Annotated in this window: 16 protein-coding genes; 10 read left to right on the forward strand and 6 right to left on the reverse strand. The window is 66.2% G+C overall.

The genetic code is table 11. The features are described 5' to 3' along the window. Positions 1 to 92: 92 nt before the first annotated feature. Positions 93 to 1,412: an alpha-amylase domain-containing protein gene (locus BMX07_RS03315; protein WP_090613662.1), complete on the reverse strand. Its 1,320-nt coding sequence runs from the start codon at positions 1,410 to 1,412 to the stop codon at positions 93 to 95. A 238-nt stretch (positions 1,413 to 1,650) separates the two neighbouring features. Here BMX07_RS03315 and BMX07_RS03320 point away from each other — a divergent pair, with 238 nt between their 5' ends. The 3 genes from BMX07_RS03320 to BMX07_RS24160 all read left to right on the forward strand — a co-directional run bounded on the left by BMX07_RS03320 (position 1,651) and on the right by BMX07_RS24160 (position 4,540). Further along, positions 1,651 to 2,364 (forward strand): glycosyltransferase family 2 protein, encoded by a 714-nt coding sequence (locus BMX07_RS03320; RefSeq protein ID WP_090613665.1) that lies wholly within the window; start codon positions 1,651 to 1,653, stop codon positions 2,362 to 2,364. Between the two features lie 119 nt (positions 2,365 to 2,483). Continuing rightward, positions 2,484 to 4,211 carry a dihydroxy-acid dehydratase gene (gene ilvD, locus BMX07_RS03325; protein ID WP_090613668.1) on the forward strand — a complete coding sequence of 576 codons (1,728 nt, stop codon included), beginning with the start codon at positions 2,484 to 2,486 and terminating at the stop codon, positions 4,209 to 4,211. 173 nt (positions 4,212 to 4,384) lie between these two features. Further along, positions 4,385 to 4,540: a hypothetical protein gene (locus BMX07_RS24160; RefSeq protein ID WP_175480026.1), complete on the forward strand. Its 156-nt coding sequence runs from the start codon at positions 4,385 to 4,387 to the stop codon at positions 4,538 to 4,540. 87 nt (positions 4,541 to 4,627) lie between these two features. Here the strand turns inward: BMX07_RS24160 and BMX07_RS03330 are convergent, their stop codons facing one another. Beyond that, positions 4,628 to 5,059 carry an FAD synthase family protein gene (locus BMX07_RS03330; RefSeq protein WP_090613671.1) on the reverse strand — a complete coding sequence of 144 codons (432 nt, stop codon included), beginning with the start codon at positions 5,057 to 5,059 and terminating at the stop codon, positions 4,628 to 4,630. A gap of 97 nt (positions 5,060 to 5,156) precedes the next feature. Next, the gene (locus tag BMX07_RS03335) at positions 5,157 to 5,654 is read right to left on the reverse strand and encodes a Mov34/MPN/PAD-1 family protein (protein WP_090614834.1); all 498 of its coding nucleotides are present in this window, start codon (positions 5,652 to 5,654) and stop codon (positions 5,157 to 5,159) included. A 258-nt stretch (positions 5,655 to 5,912) separates the two neighbouring features. Here BMX07_RS03335 and BMX07_RS03340 point away from each other — a divergent pair, with 258 nt between their 5' ends. Both BMX07_RS03340 and BMX07_RS03345 read left to right on the forward strand, forming a co-directional pair. Further along, a complete protein-coding gene (locus BMX07_RS03340) occupies positions 5,913 to 7,817 on the forward strand; it encodes a Hef-associated nuclease (RefSeq protein WP_090613675.1) in 1,905 nt (634 codons plus the stop codon). Positions 7,818 to 8,070: 253 nt separating this feature from the next. Next, a complete protein-coding gene (locus BMX07_RS03345) occupies positions 8,071 to 11,961 on the forward strand; it encodes a glycoside hydrolase family 97 N-terminal domain-containing protein (protein ID WP_090613678.1) in 3,891 nt (1,296 codons plus the stop codon). A 178-nt stretch (positions 11,962 to 12,139) separates the two neighbouring features. On the opposite strand, the gene BMX07_RS25385 is transcribed toward BMX07_RS03345, so the two are convergent. Both BMX07_RS25385 and BMX07_RS03350 read right to left on the reverse strand, forming a co-directional pair. Beyond that, positions 12,140 to 12,268 (reverse strand): hypothetical protein, encoded by a 129-nt coding sequence (locus BMX07_RS25385; RefSeq protein ID WP_281246919.1) that lies wholly within the window; start codon positions 12,266 to 12,268, stop codon positions 12,140 to 12,142. A gap of 145 nt (positions 12,269 to 12,413) precedes the next feature. Then, positions 12,414 to 12,737, reverse strand: a complete 324-nt coding sequence (locus BMX07_RS03350) for a ribbon-helix-helix protein (RefSeq protein ID WP_090613681.1) — start codon at positions 12,735 to 12,737, stop codon at positions 12,414 to 12,416. A gap of 124 nt (positions 12,738 to 12,861) precedes the next feature. Here BMX07_RS03350 and BMX07_RS03355 point away from each other — a divergent pair, with 124 nt between their 5' ends. From BMX07_RS03355 to BMX07_RS03365, 3 genes are all read left to right on the forward strand, one after another. Beyond that, on the forward strand, positions 12,862 to 13,797 hold the full coding sequence (locus BMX07_RS03355) for an HhH-GPD family protein (RefSeq protein ID WP_090613684.1): 936 nt from the start codon (positions 12,862 to 12,864) through the stop codon (positions 13,795 to 13,797). A 706-nt stretch (positions 13,798 to 14,503) separates the two neighbouring features. Beyond that, the gene (locus BMX07_RS03360; RefSeq protein ID WP_090613686.1) at positions 14,504 to 15,202 is read left to right on the forward strand and encodes a helix-turn-helix domain-containing protein; all 699 of its coding nucleotides are present in this window, start codon (positions 14,504 to 14,506) and stop codon (positions 15,200 to 15,202) included. A 418-nt stretch (positions 15,203 to 15,620) separates the two neighbouring features. Next, entirely contained in the window at positions 15,621 to 16,187 is a 567-nt protein-coding gene (locus BMX07_RS03365) for a DUF7344 domain-containing protein (protein ID WP_090613689.1), read from the forward strand. Positions 16,188 to 16,234: 47 nt separating this feature from the next. Here the strand turns inward: BMX07_RS03365 and BMX07_RS03370 are convergent, their stop codons facing one another. Beyond that, complete coding sequence (locus BMX07_RS03370) at positions 16,235 to 16,684, reverse strand: hypothetical protein (protein WP_090613692.1); 450 nt, start codon at positions 16,682 to 16,684, stop codon at positions 16,235 to 16,237. Between the two features lie 284 nt (positions 16,685 to 16,968). Between BMX07_RS03370 and BMX07_RS03375 the strand changes: the two genes are divergently transcribed. Together BMX07_RS03375 and BMX07_RS03380 are read left to right on the forward strand one after the other, a co-directional pair. Beyond that, positions 16,969 to 17,700 carry a GNAT family N-acetyltransferase gene (locus tag BMX07_RS03375; protein WP_090613695.1) on the forward strand — a complete coding sequence of 244 codons (732 nt, stop codon included), beginning with the start codon at positions 16,969 to 16,971 and terminating at the stop codon, positions 17,698 to 17,700. Positions 17,701 to 17,797: 97 nt separating this feature from the next. Beyond that, entirely contained in the window at positions 17,798 to 18,901 is a 1,104-nt protein-coding gene (locus BMX07_RS03380; protein ID WP_090613697.1) for a hypothetical protein, read from the forward strand. Positions 18,902 to 18,985: the final 84 nt, after the last annotated feature.

The raw sequence follows: 18,985 nt of genomic DNA on the forward strand, positions 1-18,985 counted from the left end.
CGCGGCCTAAGGGCAGCGCCGTCAAGGGGATTTCGACGGTGGCAAAGAGACGCGGCGACGCCGCCGCGCGGCGTCGGTCGCCGGTCGTGCGATCAGTACGGTGCGTAGAACACCCATCCCTCCGGGGGAACCGAGAGCTCGACCCAGCCGTTGCCGTCGACCTGCACGTCGTCAGCGGTGCCGCTGTAATCCTTGAGCGTCTCGTTGCGCCACGTCGTGTACACCCACTTGCTGCGCCACTCGTCGGTGTTGTTATTCAGCCCGACGAGCAGGTTGTTCTTTCGCTCGTAGATCGCGAGGTCGGAATCGGTGTGTCGCCAGTGAGTTGCGCCGCCGGCGAGGTTCGTCTTGACCCACACCATGTTGGTGATCGCATCGTCCTCGAGAATTTCGTCCGGGTAGCGGTTGTACACCATCGGCGTCCCCTCGAGCGTGAGCGCGTGGGCGTGTGCGAGGTGGTACTGCGGCGGCGCGCCCTCGTCGTGGTTCTGGACGAACGGCCAGGCGTGCCACGGGTCCTGGCCCGTCACGCCAGCCCCCTCGAGGTGGCCCATGTCGCCGTAGTCGAAGACGTCGTCCAGCACGAAGTACAGCGGGTAGTCCAAGGCGTTCATGCCGGTATCGACGTAGTTTTGCACGTAGTCGACGTCGCCGTCGAACACCTCGCCGATGCGGTTCATGTCGAGTTCGTCGGCCCAGGGGTTGGCGTACTGGTCCCAGAACTCCGTTTCGACGTGCTTGACGGCGTCGTACCGGTAGCCGTCGGCGCCGACGTTCGCGATTTTCTTCATGTACTCGTACAGCTGTTCGCGGACGTACGGAGCCGTGTCCTGGTGGCCGTGTGACTCGAGTTGCGCGAGGTCTTTCAACCCGAGGAGGTCCCCGTGTTCGACCTGGTGTTCGTCGTCCCAGTCGTCGATCGATCCGACGTGGGTGTGAAAGTGTTTCTCCTCGAACTGCGGGAAGTCGTACCCGCGGTTCGCGGCCATGTGGTTCATCACGCAGTCGACGTACACCTCGAGGTCGTTGTCGTGGGCGGTGTCGACGAGCCGCTGCAGGTCCGCCTCGGTGCCGAACTCGCTGTCGAACGAGCGGAAGTCGACGGGCTGGTAGCCAAGCGGCGGGTCGTTCCGGCCGTCCTGATCGCTCCAGGCGAGTTCGCTCTCCTGCGGCGCCTGGATCCAGACGCCGTCGTAGCCGCGGTCGGCGACCCTCGAGAGGTCGTCCGTGATCGTCGGCCACGTCTCGTGAAAGTACTGGAAAAACACCTGTTCACCCGCGGCCGTCGCCGTCGAAGCGGCCCCCGCACCGGCGAGGGTGAGCCCGGCCATCGCAGCGCCGCGGACGAGTGTGCGTCTGCTGATTGATCCGTCGGTGCTCGTGTCGGACGTGTGGTTGGTATCGTCTTGCATGCAGCCATGATGTATTATTACCTCATACATATACCTATGGATTATATTGGTTGCAAATAGTGATCGGCCGTTCAACCACAAGATCCGCCGAGACGGTCGTACGTTGCCTCGGCCGTCCGGGCGACCGCTATCGGCGATCGCGAACGGTCGCGTCGAACTGAACCGACGAGACGGGGGTCGGGCTCGAGAGAGCGACGGGACACAGCGGTTATACCGCTCCCGCCGCCAGTCTCCGACGATGCCGGCACTCGACGCCTCGGTCGTCGTTCCCGCCCGCGACGAGGAACCCCGACTCGAGCGAACGCTCGATTCGCTCGCCGCGCAGGCGTACGACGGCCGTCTGGAGGTGATCATCGTCGCGACCGGAACGGAGACGGCGCGGGTCGCTCGAGCGCATCCGACCGTCGACCGGGCCCTGATCGACGACCGCGGGGCGGGCCCCGGTCCGGCGAGAAACCGGGGGGCAGCCGCGGCCGGCGGCGACGTCCTTCTCTTCACCGACGCCGACACGGTCGTCCCGCCATCGTGGGTCCGCCGACACTGCCGCCATTACGCGGCCGGCGACGTCGTCGGCGTCGGCGGGCCGCTCCGGCCGCTCGAGGACGGGGTTCGACACCGCGTCCTCTTTCGGCTGCTCTCGGACTGGTGGTATCGCGTCTCCTGGCCGGTCGGTTTCGTCCAGCAACCCGGGTGTAACTGCAGCGTGCGCCGGACGGCGTTCGACGCCGTCGGCGGCTTCGACGACTCGCTGGGGTTCCTCGAGGACACCGACCTCTCCTTACGGCTCCGCCGCGAGGGGGCTGTCGTCTACGACCGCGCCTGCCCCGTCGACACGTCGGCCCGCCGGCAAGAGCGCGTCGGCTACGGCTCGCTCTTCTGGACGTATCTCGTCGGCTACCTCGCGTACGCCGTCCCCGGCCGGTCGCCGTCTCGGGACTACTTTCGGTACTGATCGGACGGCGGCTCGAGCCGGACCGCCGCCGCGCGACCGAACCAGTTCGCCCGTCCGAGTGCCCGCGAACGGGTGACCCGGAAAGGGTAACTTATACGCTTTCGAAGCAATGGCAGAGCATGAGCAGCGACGACGAGTTCGATTACGGGAAAGACGAGCAGTTGCGGAGTCGCGAAGTGACGGCGGGCCCGGACAAGGCCCCCCACCGAGCGATGTTCCGTGCCATGGGGTTCGACGACGAGGACTTCGGGTCGCCGATGATCGGCGTCCCCAATCCGGCGGCCGACATCACGCCATGTAACGTCCACCTCGACGACGTCGCCGAATCGACGCTCGAGGGAGTCGACGAGTCCGGCGGCATGCCGATCGAGTTCGGGACGATCACCATCTCCGACGCGATCTCGATGGGAACCGAGGGGATGAAGGCGTCGCTGATCTCCCGGGAACTCATCGCCGACTCCGTCGAACTGGTCTCCTTCGGCGAGCGCATGGACGGACTGGTCACCATCGGCGGCTGTGACAAGAACATGCCCGGGATGATGATGGCCTCGATCCGGACGGACCTCCCCTCGGTCTTCCTGTACGGCGGTTCGATCATGCCCGGCGAGCACGAGGGGCGGGAGATCACCGTTCAGAACCTCTTCGAGGGCGTCGGTGCGGTCGCCGACGGCGAGATGGAAAGCGAGGAACTCGCCGAGATGGAGCGCCACGCCTGTCCCGGCGCGGGCTCCTGTGGCGGGATGTTCACCGCCAACACGATGGCCTCGATCTCGGAAGCGCTCGGCTTCGCGCCGCTTGGCAGCGCGAGCCCGCCCGCCGAGGCCGAATCGCGCTACGACGTCGCTCGCGAGGCCGGCGAACTCGCCGTCGAAGCCGTCGAGGAACAGCGCAAGCCGTCCGACTTCCTCAGCAAGGAGTCGTTCGAGAACGCCATCGCCCTGCAGGTCGCCATCGGCGGCTCGACCAACGCCGTCCTCCACCTGCTGGCGATGGCCGCCGAGGCCGGCGTCGACCTCTCCATCGAGGAGTTCGACGAGATCAGTCGGCGCACCCCGAAGATCGCCGACCTCCAGCCCGGCGGCACGCGCGTGATGCACGACCTCCACGAGGTCGGCGGCGTCCCGGTCGTTCTCAACGCCCTCTACGAGGCCGGTCTGCTCCACGGCGACGCGCTGACGATCACGGGGAACACGATGGGCGAGGAACTCGAGGCCCTCGATCCGCCGGCGATCGAAGCGCTCGACGTCGACTTCCTCTACACCGTCGACGAGCCGAAGAACGAGCAAGGTGCGATCCGGATTCTGACGGGCAACCTCGCCCCCGGGGGCTCGGTCCTCAAGGTCACCGGCGACGACGACCTCCATCACGAAGGCCCCGTCCGCGTCTTCGAAGCGGAGGAAAACGCCATGGAGTACGTTCAGGAGGGACACGTCGAGAGCGGCGACGTGCTCGTCATCCGCAACGAGGGGCCACAGGGCGGCCCGGGCATGCGCGAGATGCTGGGCGTCACGAGCGCGGTCGCCGGGCAGGGCCACGCCGAAGACGTCGCGCTCATCACCGACGGCCGCTTCTCCGGCGCGACGCGAGGGTTCTCGATCGGCCACGTCGCCCCCGAGGCGTTCGCCGGTGGCCCCATCGGTCTCATCGAGGACGGCGACGTGATCACCATCGACATCGAAGACCGCACCCTCGAGGTCGACGTCGACGAGGCCGAACTCGAGGCTCGACGCGAGGCGTGGGAACAGCCCGAACCTAACTACGAGAACGGCGTCCTGGCGAAGTTCGGTCGCGCCTTCGGCTCGGCGGCGAACGGCGCCGTGACCAACCCCGGCGTCAAAGACGAGTGACGGTCGTCCCGCCCTAAAGGGACGGGGCTTCTCCTTGCCACTCCGGAACCGACCGTCCGCGGACGGCCGACCCGATTTACCCGCTCACGGGTCACAGTTGCGCGATACCGGTCCCTTCGCTTTCCTGCACGAGTCTTTCCCGCCTATGCCACCGACTCACAGTAGACAGACGAATGTGTAAATACTGCCTCGAGTGTGACTGGCAGATCAGTACTGCCGACGGCTACACCGCAAAAGAAGTGTCGGAGAAGGCGATCGAACACTTCGTCGAGACGGGGCACACGGTCGATTCGCTCCGGTTGCCGCCGCCAGTCATCCTCGAAAACTGAGCCGAATCGGACCACCGATCGCGGTTTCTCGACGGGCCCGACGACGGTCCGCGGGCGGTCTTCGAGCCGACGCGATCCGCCCGGTCCTCACCCCCGCCGCTCGAGGATCCGATCGATGATCAGCCGCGTCGAGAGCAGTTGATCGTCGTCGGCCGGTTCTCGGCCACTCGCCCGGCGAACCTCGCAGTCGATCCCGCGAGACGCGAGTTCGGCTGCGATGGCGTCGTCGTCGTGGTGCTGATCGTGGCCGAGCGCGATCACGTCGGGGTCGATCTCCTCGATGGGCACGAAGATGTCGTCCTCGTGGCCGAGAATTGCCTCGTCGACGGCCGCGAGCGCGCCGACCACGTCGCGGCGCTGAGTGCCCGGGCAGATCGGCGCTTTCTTGTGATCGACGTTGCTCTTGCGAGCGACGATCACGTACAGTTCGTCGCCCATCGCGGCGGCCTCCTCGAGGTAGTGGACGTGACCGGGGTGGAGGATGTCGAAGGTCCCCTGTGCGATGACCGTCCGCGTCATGGCTGCCCCGCAGTCGATCCGGTGTGCGGTTTTCGCGGCGATCCAGCCGTCGGTCGTGCGATAGTCACTGGTGGCATCGTCTCGAGCATAGGAGGGCTCATCGGCGCAGTTCCTCGTCGATGTCCGCCTGCGTGAAATCGAAAAAGTCCTCGGTCTCGGGCAGGTCGACGTCGATCACGTTCAACTGGGTCGGCGTTCCCTGTGAATCGAACGCCTTCCAGTCCGTCCGACGGTAGGGCGCGCCGATGATGACGTGGACGCTCCCCCGGCCGAACGTGTCCAGATCCGCGTTGCTCGGCTTGATGACGCCGTTGGGATGGGAGTGGATGCTTCCCAGCGCCTTCACGTCGTTCGGAATCTGGTTCGTCTTGACGGTCGCGCTGACGCTGTTGGACTCGGTGCCGGGTACCACGAGGATATCCGTGATCACCAGCCCGTCCCGGTCCAGACCCAGCCGGTCGGCCTCGGTCCCCCGGAGGAACCCCATGTACTCGTTCGGGTGCGTCTCCTCGGAGGACTCGATGGCGAACTCGAGGGTCTCCTCGGCGATGCCGAGGATCTCGCTCGAGCGAAACAGCGCGTCGAACAGCCCCATATCCCCACCTGCGGCCTTGCGGTTGCTAAACGTTCCGATGCGCGGGTTCCCACGGAACGCCGCCACGCGCCCGGCGTCGACCGGGACCGCATCCGTCGAAACGATCCCGTCGAGCCTGGCTCGCATTACGTCTTCGTCGGCCTCGGTCGTACAGACCGCCGTACTCCGGACGTCATCGAATCGGTTCCAAAATAGCGCCTCGCCCGCCATCGCTTCTTGACAAGGGTTATACGCGACCACCCCAAACAGCGAAGCAAGATGACGCGTGACTCCGCCGGGGAACCCGGCGCAGACGACGGGGATTCCGTCGTTTACGATCTCGCTCCCGACTGTACCGCCGACGACGTCGAGCAGGGCCGCCCCTATCTGGCCGTGATCAACGGCATCGTCGACTACGGCGTCTTCGTCGATCTCTCCGACTCCGTCTCCGGACTCGTCCACGAATCCGTCCTCGAGGGTACCTATGCCGTCGGCGACGAACTCGTCGTCGAACTCGAAAGCGTACGCGAGAACGGCGACCTGGCCTTCGAGCCGGTCGACGTCGACGACTACACGCTCGAGGAGGTCGGCCACGACTACTCGCTGACCGGAACCGGCCGCCTCGAACGTACCATCGGCGAACAGATCCACCTCGAAGGGACGGTCACCCAGGTCAAACAGACCGGCGGCCCGACGATCTTCCACGTCGCCGACGAGCAGGGCGTCGTCCCCTGTGCGGCCTTCGAGGAGGCCGGCGTCCGCGCCTACCCCGCCGTCGAGGTCGGCGACATCGTTCGCGTCACCGGGACGCCGGAACACCGCGAAGGCTCGGTCCAGATCGAGGTCGACGGCCTCACGACGCTCGAGGGCGAGGACGCCGACGAGGCCCGCGAGCGACTCGAAGACGCGCTCGAGGCCCGCGCCGAACCAAACGACGTCGACCCGCTGATCGACTGGCCGGCGTTCGAAAAGCTCCGCCCCGATCTCGAGGAAGTCGCCCGTCTCCTCCGCCGGATGGTGCTCGAGGGGCGTCCGATCCGCGTGCGCCACCACGCCGACGGCGACGGGATGTGTGCCGCGGTCCCCGTCCAGATCGCCCTCCAGCGCTTTATCGCCGACGTCCACGAGGACGAGAACGCGCCGCGTCACCTGATCAAGCGGCTGCCGGCGAAAGCGCCCTTCTACGAGATGGAGGACGCGACTCGCGACTTGAACTTCGCGCTCGAGGACCGCGAGAAACACGGCCAGCAGCTCCCGTTCTTGCTCATGCTCGACAACGGTTCGACGGCCGAGGACGTTCCGGCCTACGAGACGCTGGCCCACTACGACATCCCGATCGCGGTCGTCGACCACCACCATCCCGACCCCGAAGCGGTGGAGGACTTGCTCGACGCCCACGTGAACCCCTACCTTCACGACGAGGACTACCGGATCACGACGGGGATGCTCTGCGTGGAGCTCGCACGGATGATCTACCCCGACATCACCGGCGAACTCCGCCACATTCCCGCGGTCGCCGGCCTCTCGGATCGCTCGAAGGCCGACGCGATGGACGACTATCTCGAGCTCGCCGCCGAGGAAGGGTACGACGAGAATCGCCTGCAGGACGTCAGCGAGGCGCTCGACTACGCCGCCTTCTGGCTGCGCTACAACTCCGGCGACCAGCTCATTCAGGACTTGCTCGAGGTCGATAGCGACGACGAACAGCGCCATCACGAGCTCGTCGAGTTCTTCGCGGAGCGCGGTCGCGAGGAGGTCGACGAGCAACTCGACGCCGCGATGCCCCACCTGGAGCACGAGACGCTCGAGAACGGGGCGCACCTCTACCGGATCGACGTCGAGAACTACGCCCACCGCTTTACCTACCCAGCGCCGGGGAAGACGACCGGCGAGATCCACGACCGCAAGATCGAGGAAACCGGTGATCCGGTCATCACGGTCGGGTACGGCCCGGACTTCGCCGTGCTCCGCAGTGACGGCGTCCGTCTGGACATCCCCAACATGGTCTCGGAACTCGAGGCCGAGATCGCGGGCGGCGGCGTCTCGGGCGGCGGCCACCTCGTCGTCGGCTCGATCAAGTTCGTCACCGGCAAGCGCGAGGAAGTGATCGAGGCCCTGGTCGAGAAGATGGCCGAGGCCGACATCGACGAAGCGCTCTCGAGTGCGGCACCGATCGACGACTGAGACGACGCTCCTGCTTCTCGCCGCGGTCGCGACGATCGCTCCGACTGTAACGGGCGGCCGAGTCGCGCTCGACTCGTGGCACTCGTTCTGAGACCGATTTCCGCCAGGCTCGTCACGGCGTCGGCAGACCGACCCGACTCTCGAGTGTTCGACGGACACGAGTCGAATGTATCAATCTTCCAATTTATATTCACTCACTCCTACCATGATTCGTAGTAAATTTTTAGTGTACGTATCGGGACGTATGGATGTAATGGTTGATGAAAGATCACACCACACATTCGAATCGTACGGGAGACGGGGAGTACTCGGCGGTATGGCGTCACTGCTCGCGGCGTCGGCTTACTCGCTGAACGTTTCGGCGCACGCGGCCTCGCCGGTCTGTGGGGGCGACGATTCGGCGACGCAGACGGTGTCCTCGCCCGACGGCAGCGTCGCCGTAACCGTCGACGTCGGCGACGGGACGCCGTCCTACAGCGTCTCGTTCGAGGGGACGACCGTCATCGAGCCCTCCTGTCTCGGGTTCGAGTTCCAGCGCCAGTCGCCGTTCGGCGTCGGCGGCGACGCGACCGATATCGCCGTCACTGGAAGCGAACGGACGACGGTCGACACGTGCTGGGAACCGGTCTGGGATCGGTACGACGAGATCCGCGAACACTACACCGAACTCCGACTCGGTCTCGAGGAGACCGCGGGACCGGGTCGGGCCGGCACCCTCGAGCTGCGGGTGTTCGACGACGGCCTCGGATTCCGGTTCCTCTTCGACGAGAGCTTCGGCGACCAGTTCGTCATCACGTCCGAGCGGACCCAGTACGCCTTCGCCGAGGATTACGAGTCGTGGTGGATTCCCAACGACTACAACAACTTCGAAGTGGAGTACGAGGAGACATCGCTGAGCGAGATCGGCTCGACGCTCGAAGACGAGCTGGGCGGCGAGTTCGACGGCGTCCACACGCCGATGACGATGCGGACGGCCGACGATCGCTACCTCAGCGTCCACGAGGCGAACCTCGACGACTACGCGTCGCTGGCGATCGCGCCGCAGGAGAGCGGCGACACCGAGTTCGAGTCGACCCTCGCGCCGCTTCCCGACGGAACGAAAGTGTCCGCGTCCGCCCCTCACGTGACGCCGTGGCGGACGATCCAGCTCGGCGACCGGCCGGGCGACCTCGTCGAATCGAACCTCATCGTCAACCTCAACGACGACTACAGCGACGACGTGTTCACGCAGGGGACCGACTGGATCGAACCCCAGAAGTTCATCGGCGTCTGGTGGCTGATGATCACCGGCCGAGCCGACTGGGAGTACCAGGGCCCGCAGACCGGCAACCACGGCGCACAGACCGGCCGGGCGAAGCAGTACATGGACTTCGCGAGCGAGCACGACATCCCGGGCGTGCTCGTCGAGGGCTGGAACCAGGGCTGGTCGAGCTACCCGGGTGACGGGAGCGAGCTCGATTTCACCGAACCGTATCCCGACTTCGACCTCGAGGGAGTGACCGACTACGGCGCGAGCCTCGAGCCGCCGACGCAGATGACGATGCACAACGAGACGGCGGGGGACTTTCGCAACTACGAGTCCCAGCTCGAGGCGGCGTTCGGGCTGTACGACGACCTCGGGATCCGAACGATCAAGAACGGCTACGTCGCCGACAGCGGCAATCTGGCCGGAGAGGGGTTCAACCACCACAATCAGGTGCTGGTCAACCACCACACGCTGGTCGCGGAGACCGCGGCGGCAAACCGGCAGCTGCTCGACATCCACGAGCCGATCCACCCGACCGGCCGCCGCCGGACCTACCCCAACCTGATGACGCGTGAGGGCGTGAAAGGCCAGGAGTACGACGCGTTCGGCAACGTCAGCCCCGCCCACCACGTCACCTTCCCGTTCACGCGGATGCTCGGCGGTCCCGTCGAGTACACGCCGGGGATCTTCGACATGGACTCCGGCTCCGGCGGCATCGAGACGACGCGGGCCAAACAGCTCGCGATGTACCCGACGTACTTCAGCGGCCTCCAGATGGTCGCGGACCTGCCGAGTTCCTATCTGGCCGATCAGCCCGCGACGCTCCGCGTCGGGGAGGTCGCGCAGGCCCAACACGCCGAGCTGGACGGGTTCGTCACGCAGTCCGAGTGGGCCCACGCGCAGGGCGAAGCGTACGTCCCCGTCGACGCCAACAGCGTCGACAACGGGTCGACGGCCACCTGGACGCTCGAGGACGTCGACGCCGGCGAGTACGACGTCCACCTCCGAGTGGCGAACTACGAGGCCGACAACGGCCTTGGGGACGGCGTCGACGCGACGGCTACCCTCCGAATCGACGGCGAGCCGGTCGAGCAGCTGTCGATCCCGGGAACCGACTACTGGGACGTCTGGACGGCGACGGCGACGACCGTCTCGCTCGAGGCCGGAGACACCGACCTCTCCATCGCGCTGACCGACGCGGACACCGGCGGCTTCAACCTCGATGCGATCGCCGTCACGGCGCCCGGCGAGTCGATGCCGGAACCCGAGGAGCCGCCGATCACCGGCCCGACGGTTCCCGCGTTCCAGTTCATCGAGGACGTCCCGGCTGCGGGCTGGGACGACACGCGCGTCCTGGACGCATCGATCGGTGAGTACATGATCACCGCCCGGCAGAAAGACGAGGAGTGGTACGTCGGCGCGATGACCGACGAGAACGGCCGTGCGCTCGAGATCCCGCTCGACTTCCTCGAGTCCGGTCACGGCTGGTGGGACGACGACTGCGGTTGGTGGGATGACGGAGACCACGACTGGGGAGACGATGACGACGACCACGGCTGGGGCCGAGGTCAGCGAGAAGGAAACGGCGACGGTCACCGGAAGGGACGCGGTCGCGGCCACGAAAAGGGGCGCGGCAAAGGCCACGCCAAAGGAAACGGCCGAGGCCACGAGAAAAAACGCGGACAGGGGCGAGACCGTGGACCGAGCCACACGGACGACAAGTACGTCGCGGAGATCTACTCCGACGGTATCGACGCCGACTACGACGAGAACCTCGAGGACGTCCGCATCGACGAGGCCATCGTCGACGCCGACACGACCCTGCTGGCGTCGACGGTCGGTTCCGGCGGCACCGCCGTTCGGCTCCGTCCGGCGACGCGGGAGGACAGAGCGGAGCTCCCCCGGTACGAGCGACCCGACCAGGAGATCGACGTGTCGATCGACGCGGAGACGTTCGTCCGAGAGCCGTTCATCGCGGCGACCGGGTCGAACGACGGCGACTACATCGGCGGGACGAACGTGGAACTCGTGGTCGACGGCGAGGTCACCGCCGTCGAAAACGTCCGGTTCGCGCCGGGGGCGACCGACGAGTCGTTCGCGTTCGGATCGACGATCGACGCCGCGGGCACCTACGACGTGACCGTCCGGACGCCCGAGGGGGAGTCCCTGGCCAGCCGGACGGTGCGGGTCACGCCGCCGAAGACCGTCGCGTCGTTCGACGACCCGAGCGGCGACGACGATGGCCCCGGCGAGTACACGTATCCGACCGCCGACGCGTTCGCGGACGGCGTCTTCGACCTCCACTCCTTCGAGGTGACGCGGACCTCGAGCACCGTCCGGTTCTCGTTCGACGTCGAAACCCTGAACAACCCGTGGGGAAGCGACCGCGGCTTCTCGCCGCAGATGTTCGTGCTGTGGCTCCGCGATCCGAACGCGGACGGCGGCACGACGTCCGAAGTCGGCGATATCGGCCTGGCCGCCGACTTCGGGTCGGCGTGGCACTACCGCCTCGAGGTGAGCGGGTTCACGAAGAGCGCGGTCGACGCGAGCGGGAACCCGCTGACCGACGACGACGGATCCGAGATTGCCGTTCGGGACGACGTGGACCACGACGCGAACGCCGTATCACTCTCGGTCGATCGGGCGGCGTTCGGCGAGACGCCGCTCTCGGACCTGGAAGTCGTCGCGATGGTCCAGTCCGAGGATCGGGGCACGCTCCGTCCCGTCGCCGAGGACGCGGCCGACTACGTGTTCGGCGGTGCCACCCCCGGTGCGGCCGAGAACGCGCCGCGCGTGATGGACCTGGTGACGCCCGCGGGCGTCAGCCGGACGGAGGCGCTGACCTACTCGGCCGACGAACGAGCGACGCTGCCGTTCGTCCCGCTGAGCGACGGCTGAGTGGAACGCAATCGCGCGAACGAAGCGGGGAACCGGGAAACCGAACGAACACGAACTGAGGGCGGCCGTCGACCTGCGGCGGGTGACGGCCACCGCTGTTCGATGCCGGCGGCGACGCCGGTATCACGACGACCGCGCGTCGAGAATCGGTCGGACTCGAGGAGTCGGAGCCGCCGGACTAATCGGCACCGTGACGCGGCGTGTAGCCGCAGTCGTCGCAGGCGAACGACTCGTGGCGGGCGGACAGCGGGCCCGCACATTTGGGACACAGGTATTCGGACTCGAGTGAATTTTGACTGAGTGTCATGTGTGATACGAGGGGCTGAGAGCGAATAAGATCACGTATTACGCGAGTAGAAGTACGGATTCTGGCTACAATCAGTTCGGCTGTCACGACCGGAGCGACGGCCGAGTACGGCGTTCGGATCGACACCCGACCCGTGAGCGGTCCGTCAGAACTGGTAGCGCCGCTCGTCGTCCATCGTCGGGTACTGGTCCGCGCCGGTCATCTCCTCGAAGGTCATGCCGGAGAGGTACTCGTCGTACGTGACGTCGTAGGCCGTTCGGAGCTGGAAGTCGAGTTTGCCGGTGTCGACGGTGGACTGGAAGAGCATGTGAATCGCCCGCCGGACGAGTTCGTCCGTCTCCTCGGGCTCGAGGGCGGTCTCGAGCAGGGCGAGCTCGTTTCTGGTCTCGCGGTCGAGCGAGAGCGCAAGCTCGTCACCGAAGTCGGCGTACGATTCCGTCACGTCCTCGTTGAGATCGTCGAGGCTCATACGAGAGGGGACTCGAGGGGATCGGATAGACCTTTCGTGGTGGTCTCGTCGGTGTCGACCGACCCGGACTCGGTCGTCGGTCGGGACCGCCACCAGTAAGGGGTCGTAGCCGCTACCGGGACCGATGAGTGATGCAGCGGAACCGGCCGACGAGTGGACCCCGCCGGACGATCGAGCGGCCGTTCGCGAGGCGCTGATCGCGTGGTACGAGGACGACCACCGCGAGTTCCCGTGGCGACGGACCGACGACCCCTACGCGATCCTCGTCAGCGAAGTGATGAGCCAACAGACCCAGCTCGACCGGGTCGTCGAGGCCTGGGAGGCGTTCCTCGAGCGGTGGCCGACGACCGCCGCGCTAGCCGACGCCGACCGCGCCGACGTCGTGGGGTTCTGGACGGACCACAGCCTGGGATACAACAACCGGGCAAAGTACCTCCACGAGGCTGCCGGTCAGATCGAAGACGACTACGACGGGGAGTTCCCCCACACTCCCGACGAACTGCAGGAACTCATGGGCGTCGGCCCGTACACGGCCAACGCGGTCGCCAGTTTCGCGTTCAACAACGGCGACGCAGTCGTCGACACGAACGTCAAGCGTGTGCTCTACCGCGCCTTCGACGTGCCGGACGACGACGCGGCCTTCGAAGCGGCCGCGCGCAAGCTCATGCCCGATGGTCGCTCTCGAGTCTGGAACAACGCGATCATGGAACTGGGCGGCGTCGCCTGCGAGCAGACCCCGAGTTGCGACGAGGCGGGCTGTCCGTGGCGCGAGTGGTGCGGCGCGTACGCCAGCGGCGACTTCACCGCACCCGACGTGCCGACCCAACCGAGCTTCGAGGGGAGCCGCCGGCAGTTCCGCGGTCGCGTGATCGGCACGCTCCGCGAGTACGACGAACTCGACCTCGACGCGCTCGGCCACCGCATCCGCGTCGACTACGCGCCCGACGGCGAGTACGGTCGCGAGTGGCTCGAGGGACTGCTGACCGACCTCGAGTCGGACGGGCTGGTCGAACTCGAACGCGGCGACGGCGACGAACCCGTTGCACGGCTCCAGCGGTGAACCGCCGTCCACGACTCACTCGCTTGCGTTCGCTCGTGGAGGGAGCGACGTTCTGCGTCCACGACGCGCGGTACGAATACGATCGCGGGCTCCGTAGGCAGCGCAGTCTCCACGGGCATGTCGTCGGAGGGAACCACGCCGAGTTCGGACGGGCCGCGAGAAAGAACGTTCCACGTCGCGTTCGCGTTTCTGCCGCTTCGAGTCCACAGGACGGCCACGCGCGTTCGCCTACAGTGGCGTGTCCGTTTCGACGCGACACGTGGCACGCGGTTCGGTCATCCCCCCGCGTTCCCTGTCACCGACGACTGCGAATCGATCGAACCGTCGACGACCACATCGACGAAAACGACGCGCGGTGACGAACACCGTACATTCCCTGTCGGCCAATTTTCAATTCGTGGCCTATCGAAACGGCGACGCGACCGCACTTGTACCTGCCCGGGAGTTGCACAGTTTGAGAACGGTCAGGTCGAGGTAGTTCCGTCGTCTCTCGGCCGAGACACAAACTACAACACACTGATAATTGTGGGTAAAGAAAGGTGGGGCGTAAAATGGAAGTGGCTAGAACGGCCGTGGAGAGCCCCTCACGAGGCGACACGTTAGCAGTACCGACCCTCTGGCAGAAGTGACAGTCATCGGAATTGGGTGGCGGGAAAGGCTACCGGAAACCAAACCCGTCTATACGTCTCTGTGGTGGGCTTCGATGATGACCACAGTCGTCGAACTCGCGATCCCGGCTGATCGACTCGGATTCGCTCGCACGTTCGATCGAGAGTCGACGTTCGAGTTTCAGGTCGGCGGAATGATCGGCGGATCGCCACCGCTCGTCTGGACGAGCGGTCCGGACCGCGACGGCGTCCGGCGAGCGCTCGAGTCGGATCCGTCGGTCGAAGTGCTCGCGAGCGTGGCCGACGACGGAGAGCGATCCTCGGCGGACGACGGGCCGAACCCTGGCCAACACGACCGCTGGCTGTTTCGACTCGAGTTCGGAGACGGCGTGAAGTTGTTCGAGGAGATCGTGACGGAGAACGACGGTGCGATCCTGACGGCGCGGGGCCGAGAGGGGCGCTGGATGCTGAAACTGCTCTTTCACGATCGGGCGTCCGTCTCGGCGTGTCACGAGTTGCTCGAGCAGTACGAGTTCGGAGCCGACGTCACCAGAATCAGCGGTGTAAACGACCTCGCGAGCGCGCAAACGCCGTTGACGGAGACGCAGTACGAGACGATCTGTAAGGCACACGAACTCGGCTATTTCGACGTTCCGAGAGGGGTGACGCTCAAGGAGCTGGCGGCGGAGTTAGATATCTCACACCAGGCGCTCTCGGAGCGACTCCGTCGGAGTCACGCGGCGCTCGTCAGCGCGGAGTTGACGGATCGAACCGCGCCGATGGCGATCGACCCCTGAGAAGCGAGCGGTCACGCTCGAATCGACCCGCGGACTCGATCCCGCCGGCTCTCAGTTCGTCACTATCGAGATCACAGAGTACGACAACGTTCACACAAAACCTCGTTACAGAGCCCACATATGACCCGTTCCCTCGAAAAAGCCATATTTGGTCCAAGGAATGGTTTTATTACTGAACAGGGAGACAATACAGTGTCGGTATCGCTCCGACTGGTTCACGCCTTCGACGTCGCTGTGAACGCCGGTGGATCATCCGTACTCGAGACCGGTCCGCGGTCTTTCGTGGCTGTGAGACCGTGGCACCGCTGATGGGGCCGTTCGCGGCCCTACTACCCGTTCTCTTCGCGCATATATCCGGAAAACACGACAGGTCCGTAGTTTTATCTATCGGACGAATATACTCTCTGGCGAGAGTGACGTGATCGGACGCAGTTGGACGGACACCGCGGACGAGTCGGCTGGAGCGTCCGATACGGACACGCCGCCGGACCTCTCGCTGGACGATATCTACCATCTCCTCCAGACGAAACGTCGCCGAGACGTGCTTCGGTACCTTCGCGACGCCGAGGGTCCGGTCCGCTTGCGCGAACTCGCCGAACAGATCGCTGCCTGGGAGCAAGGGACGACCGTCGAGCACCTGCGCTCGAGCGACCGCCAGCGCGTGTACATCTCCCTGTACCAGTCGCACCTTCCGAAGCTCGACAACCACGGAATCGTCGACTACGACAAGGATCGAGGCCGAGTCGAGCCGACGCCGCTGACGTCACAGCTCGACTCGTATCTCGGCCGACCGACCGAAACTCCTTCGCCCGGACGGTGGCCACGACGATACGCCGTGGCGACTGCGCTCTGGGCGATCGGTCTCGTCGCGATCGCGACCGGGGGCGCTTCGATTCCTGGACTCGCCGCTGCGGGAGGGATTCTCCTTACGTTCGCGATCCTCACGGGCGTCCACGCGTGGTCCACCGGTTCGTTCCGTCGATAGTGCTCGGCGGATTTTCGAACCGTGACGCGACAGCCGAACGACGACCGTCAGTCGGCGCGGGAGACGACTGCCGCGTCCGTCTCGACCGACCGCTCGAGGAGTCGGTGTGCGTGAAAGGCGACCGAAAAGTCCTGCGGACTGGGCAGTGCACAGGCGAGCCAGCCGATGGCCGCAGCGGCGACGACCGGCGTCTCGGTCGTCACGTAGCCGGCGGCGGCCAGTCCGAAGACGGGAAGCGCGAGGAGGGCGGGTGCGAGCGCCGCGACTCGGAGCGTCCAGGGCGGCTCCCGACCGGTCGGCCGGGGATAGACGGCAGCCCAGGGGCGCGTCGTGAGCAGCGCAACGAGTCCGTCGGACCGACCGGGGAAATAGGAGACCGAGTACTCGACACGCGCCAGTCGAAGGACCGCCGCGTGGGTCCACTCGTGGGCCACCAATCCGATCGCTACCGCGAGGGCGAGCGCACAGCCAGCAACCACCACGTTCGCTCCGATCATAGGGACGCGAGATGGACACCTGTCGAGTGTCCCGCCGTCTCCGACGGGTCATCTCACGCACGCTGACGGACGAACTACCGATAGAAGGCCCTCCGGCTGTACCAGTTGGCATCTTAAGTTACCGTGCCGGTTCGGGCCCGCCCCGCCGAGCCGTCGGTCGCACGGCTGCCGCGAACGGCCGACTGCACCCCCTCCTGGAACGGACCCGGACGCGGCGTCGCTACCGCCGTTCGAATCGACGTCGCTCGACAAGGATTAAGTATTGTTGGGTGGTATCATGTATCATGGAATCGACTGATGCGCTCGAGTTCGGTCACGCGGATCGCAAAGACATATACGAGTACGTCGAGCGACACGGCGCGGTCGACCCCGAAGAGACGCAGGAACGGCTCGACATCGATCCCGGCGGGTTCCGTCACCACGTCGCGATCCTCAAACGGGACGGTCGACTCGAGGAAGCGGACGGAAAACTCCGGGTAACCATCGATGCGGGTGCCGAAGAGGAGTACGTCTCCGACGCGCTCGAGTTCCACATTCGGCCGGCGAGACAGGAGGATCTGACGGGGATCGTCGGCGCGATCCGACAGGTCGCGGAAGAGAAAACGTACATCGAAGCCGAGAGCGTCGCCGACGAGATCGATCACGAGGACGCGCTACTCCGGCACAACGAACTCCAGTCGCGGATGTTCTTCGTCGCCACGGTCGAGAGCGACGTCGTCGGCTGGGTCCACCTCCACGCGCCGGAGTTGGAGAAGTTGAGCCACACCGCGGAGCTCACGGTCGGCGTTCTCGACGAGTACCGCGGGCACGGCGTCGGCTCCCACCTCCTCGCGCGCGGCCTCGAGTGGGCCGCGTCCAACGGTTACGAGAAGGTCTACCAGAGCGTCCCCTCGACCAACGAAGACGCGATCTCGTTCCTCGAGGAACACGACTGGGAGACGGAGGCGATCCGGGAAGATCACTACAAACTCAACGGCCACTACGTCGACGAGGTGATGATGGCCGTCGAGTTGTGACCGCGTCGACGAGAGTCGTCGAGTCGGAGCCGCGGTCGACGAACGTGTCGACTCGCGAGCAGTCCATTTTATACGACAGTCCCTGAAACGTGGAGGTATGCGTTTCGCTACCCCCGGACGATACGACTGGGAGGGGTGGGGGGAGTCGACCGCCGCGATCGTCGCGATGGGCCTCGCGCTCGCGGTCGCGGGGACCGTCCGAACGCTCGAGACGCCGGACCCGCAACCGGTCGTCGCGTTCGAACTGTTCGTCTCGTTGTTCGTCCCGACCGGACTGGCCACCGGCGGCGTCTGGCTGGCTCGCCACGACGTCTCGGCCGACGTCCGCCAGCGCGTCGCGACGCGGGTCTCGATCGGAGTCGTGGTCGCCTGCGCGCTCGGCGGCTGGCTGGTCGGCTACGTGGCCCTCGAGGGAGGGACGATCAGCGATCCGCTCTCGCTGGTGACGATCCTCGCGGCGGTCGGCGGTGCGACCGGCTTCGCGACCGGCGTTCGGAAGCCGCGACCGGTTCCGTCGGCACCGTCCGCCGCCCCGTCCGGTGTTCGCGAGAGCGACTGTGACTCGAGCGCCGATCCGTCGCGGGCGACCGCCGACGATTCGGAGTCGACCGCTGACCGGTCGACGGAGACCGCCGAAACGAAGGCCGCGACCGACGAGACGGCCGCCGGGACGGCGATCGGTGACGACGCAACGCCGGACGCGTCGGTGACCGCGGAGCCGGCCTCGCGGGCCGCCACGTCGGTGGACGCCGACACCGCGATCCGACCCGCGGAGCCAGTCCGCCCGACGGGGCCGGCCGAGCGCGACGACTCGGATACCGCCGTCGAGATGGATCCGACGTCGGCGACGGATCCCGGCGTCGACGCCGTCGTCTCCGTCCCGTCGACGGCGGAGACGGTCCTCGAGGTGCTCCGGAAGGAACGCGCTCGACTCGCGCTCGCCGTGCTCTACCACGAGTGGAACGGCGAGACGCGGTCCGTCGACGCGCTCGCCCGCGCCGTCTCGTATCACACGGACGACTCCGTCGACGCCGTCGCGGTCGGTCTTCGACACGCGACGCTGCCCGAACTGCGCGCGATCCGAGCCGTCGACTGGAACCCACACGCGGACCGCGTCTCGGCGTCGGATCACGCCGTCTTCGAAGAGGGGGTCCGCGAGGCGTCGGTCGTCCTCGAGTCGTTCGAACCGGGTACCAGATAACGGTCGTCGAAATTCCGATCCGGGAGTCGACTCCCCGTCGGAACCCGGGGTGCGGAATCGAAAGGTAGTTTTCCCGGACCCTGC

The organism is Natrinema salaciae, from assembly GCF_900110865.1.
Lineage (GTDB): Archaea > Halobacteriota > Halobacteria > Halobacteriales > Natrialbaceae > Natrinema > Natrinema salaciae.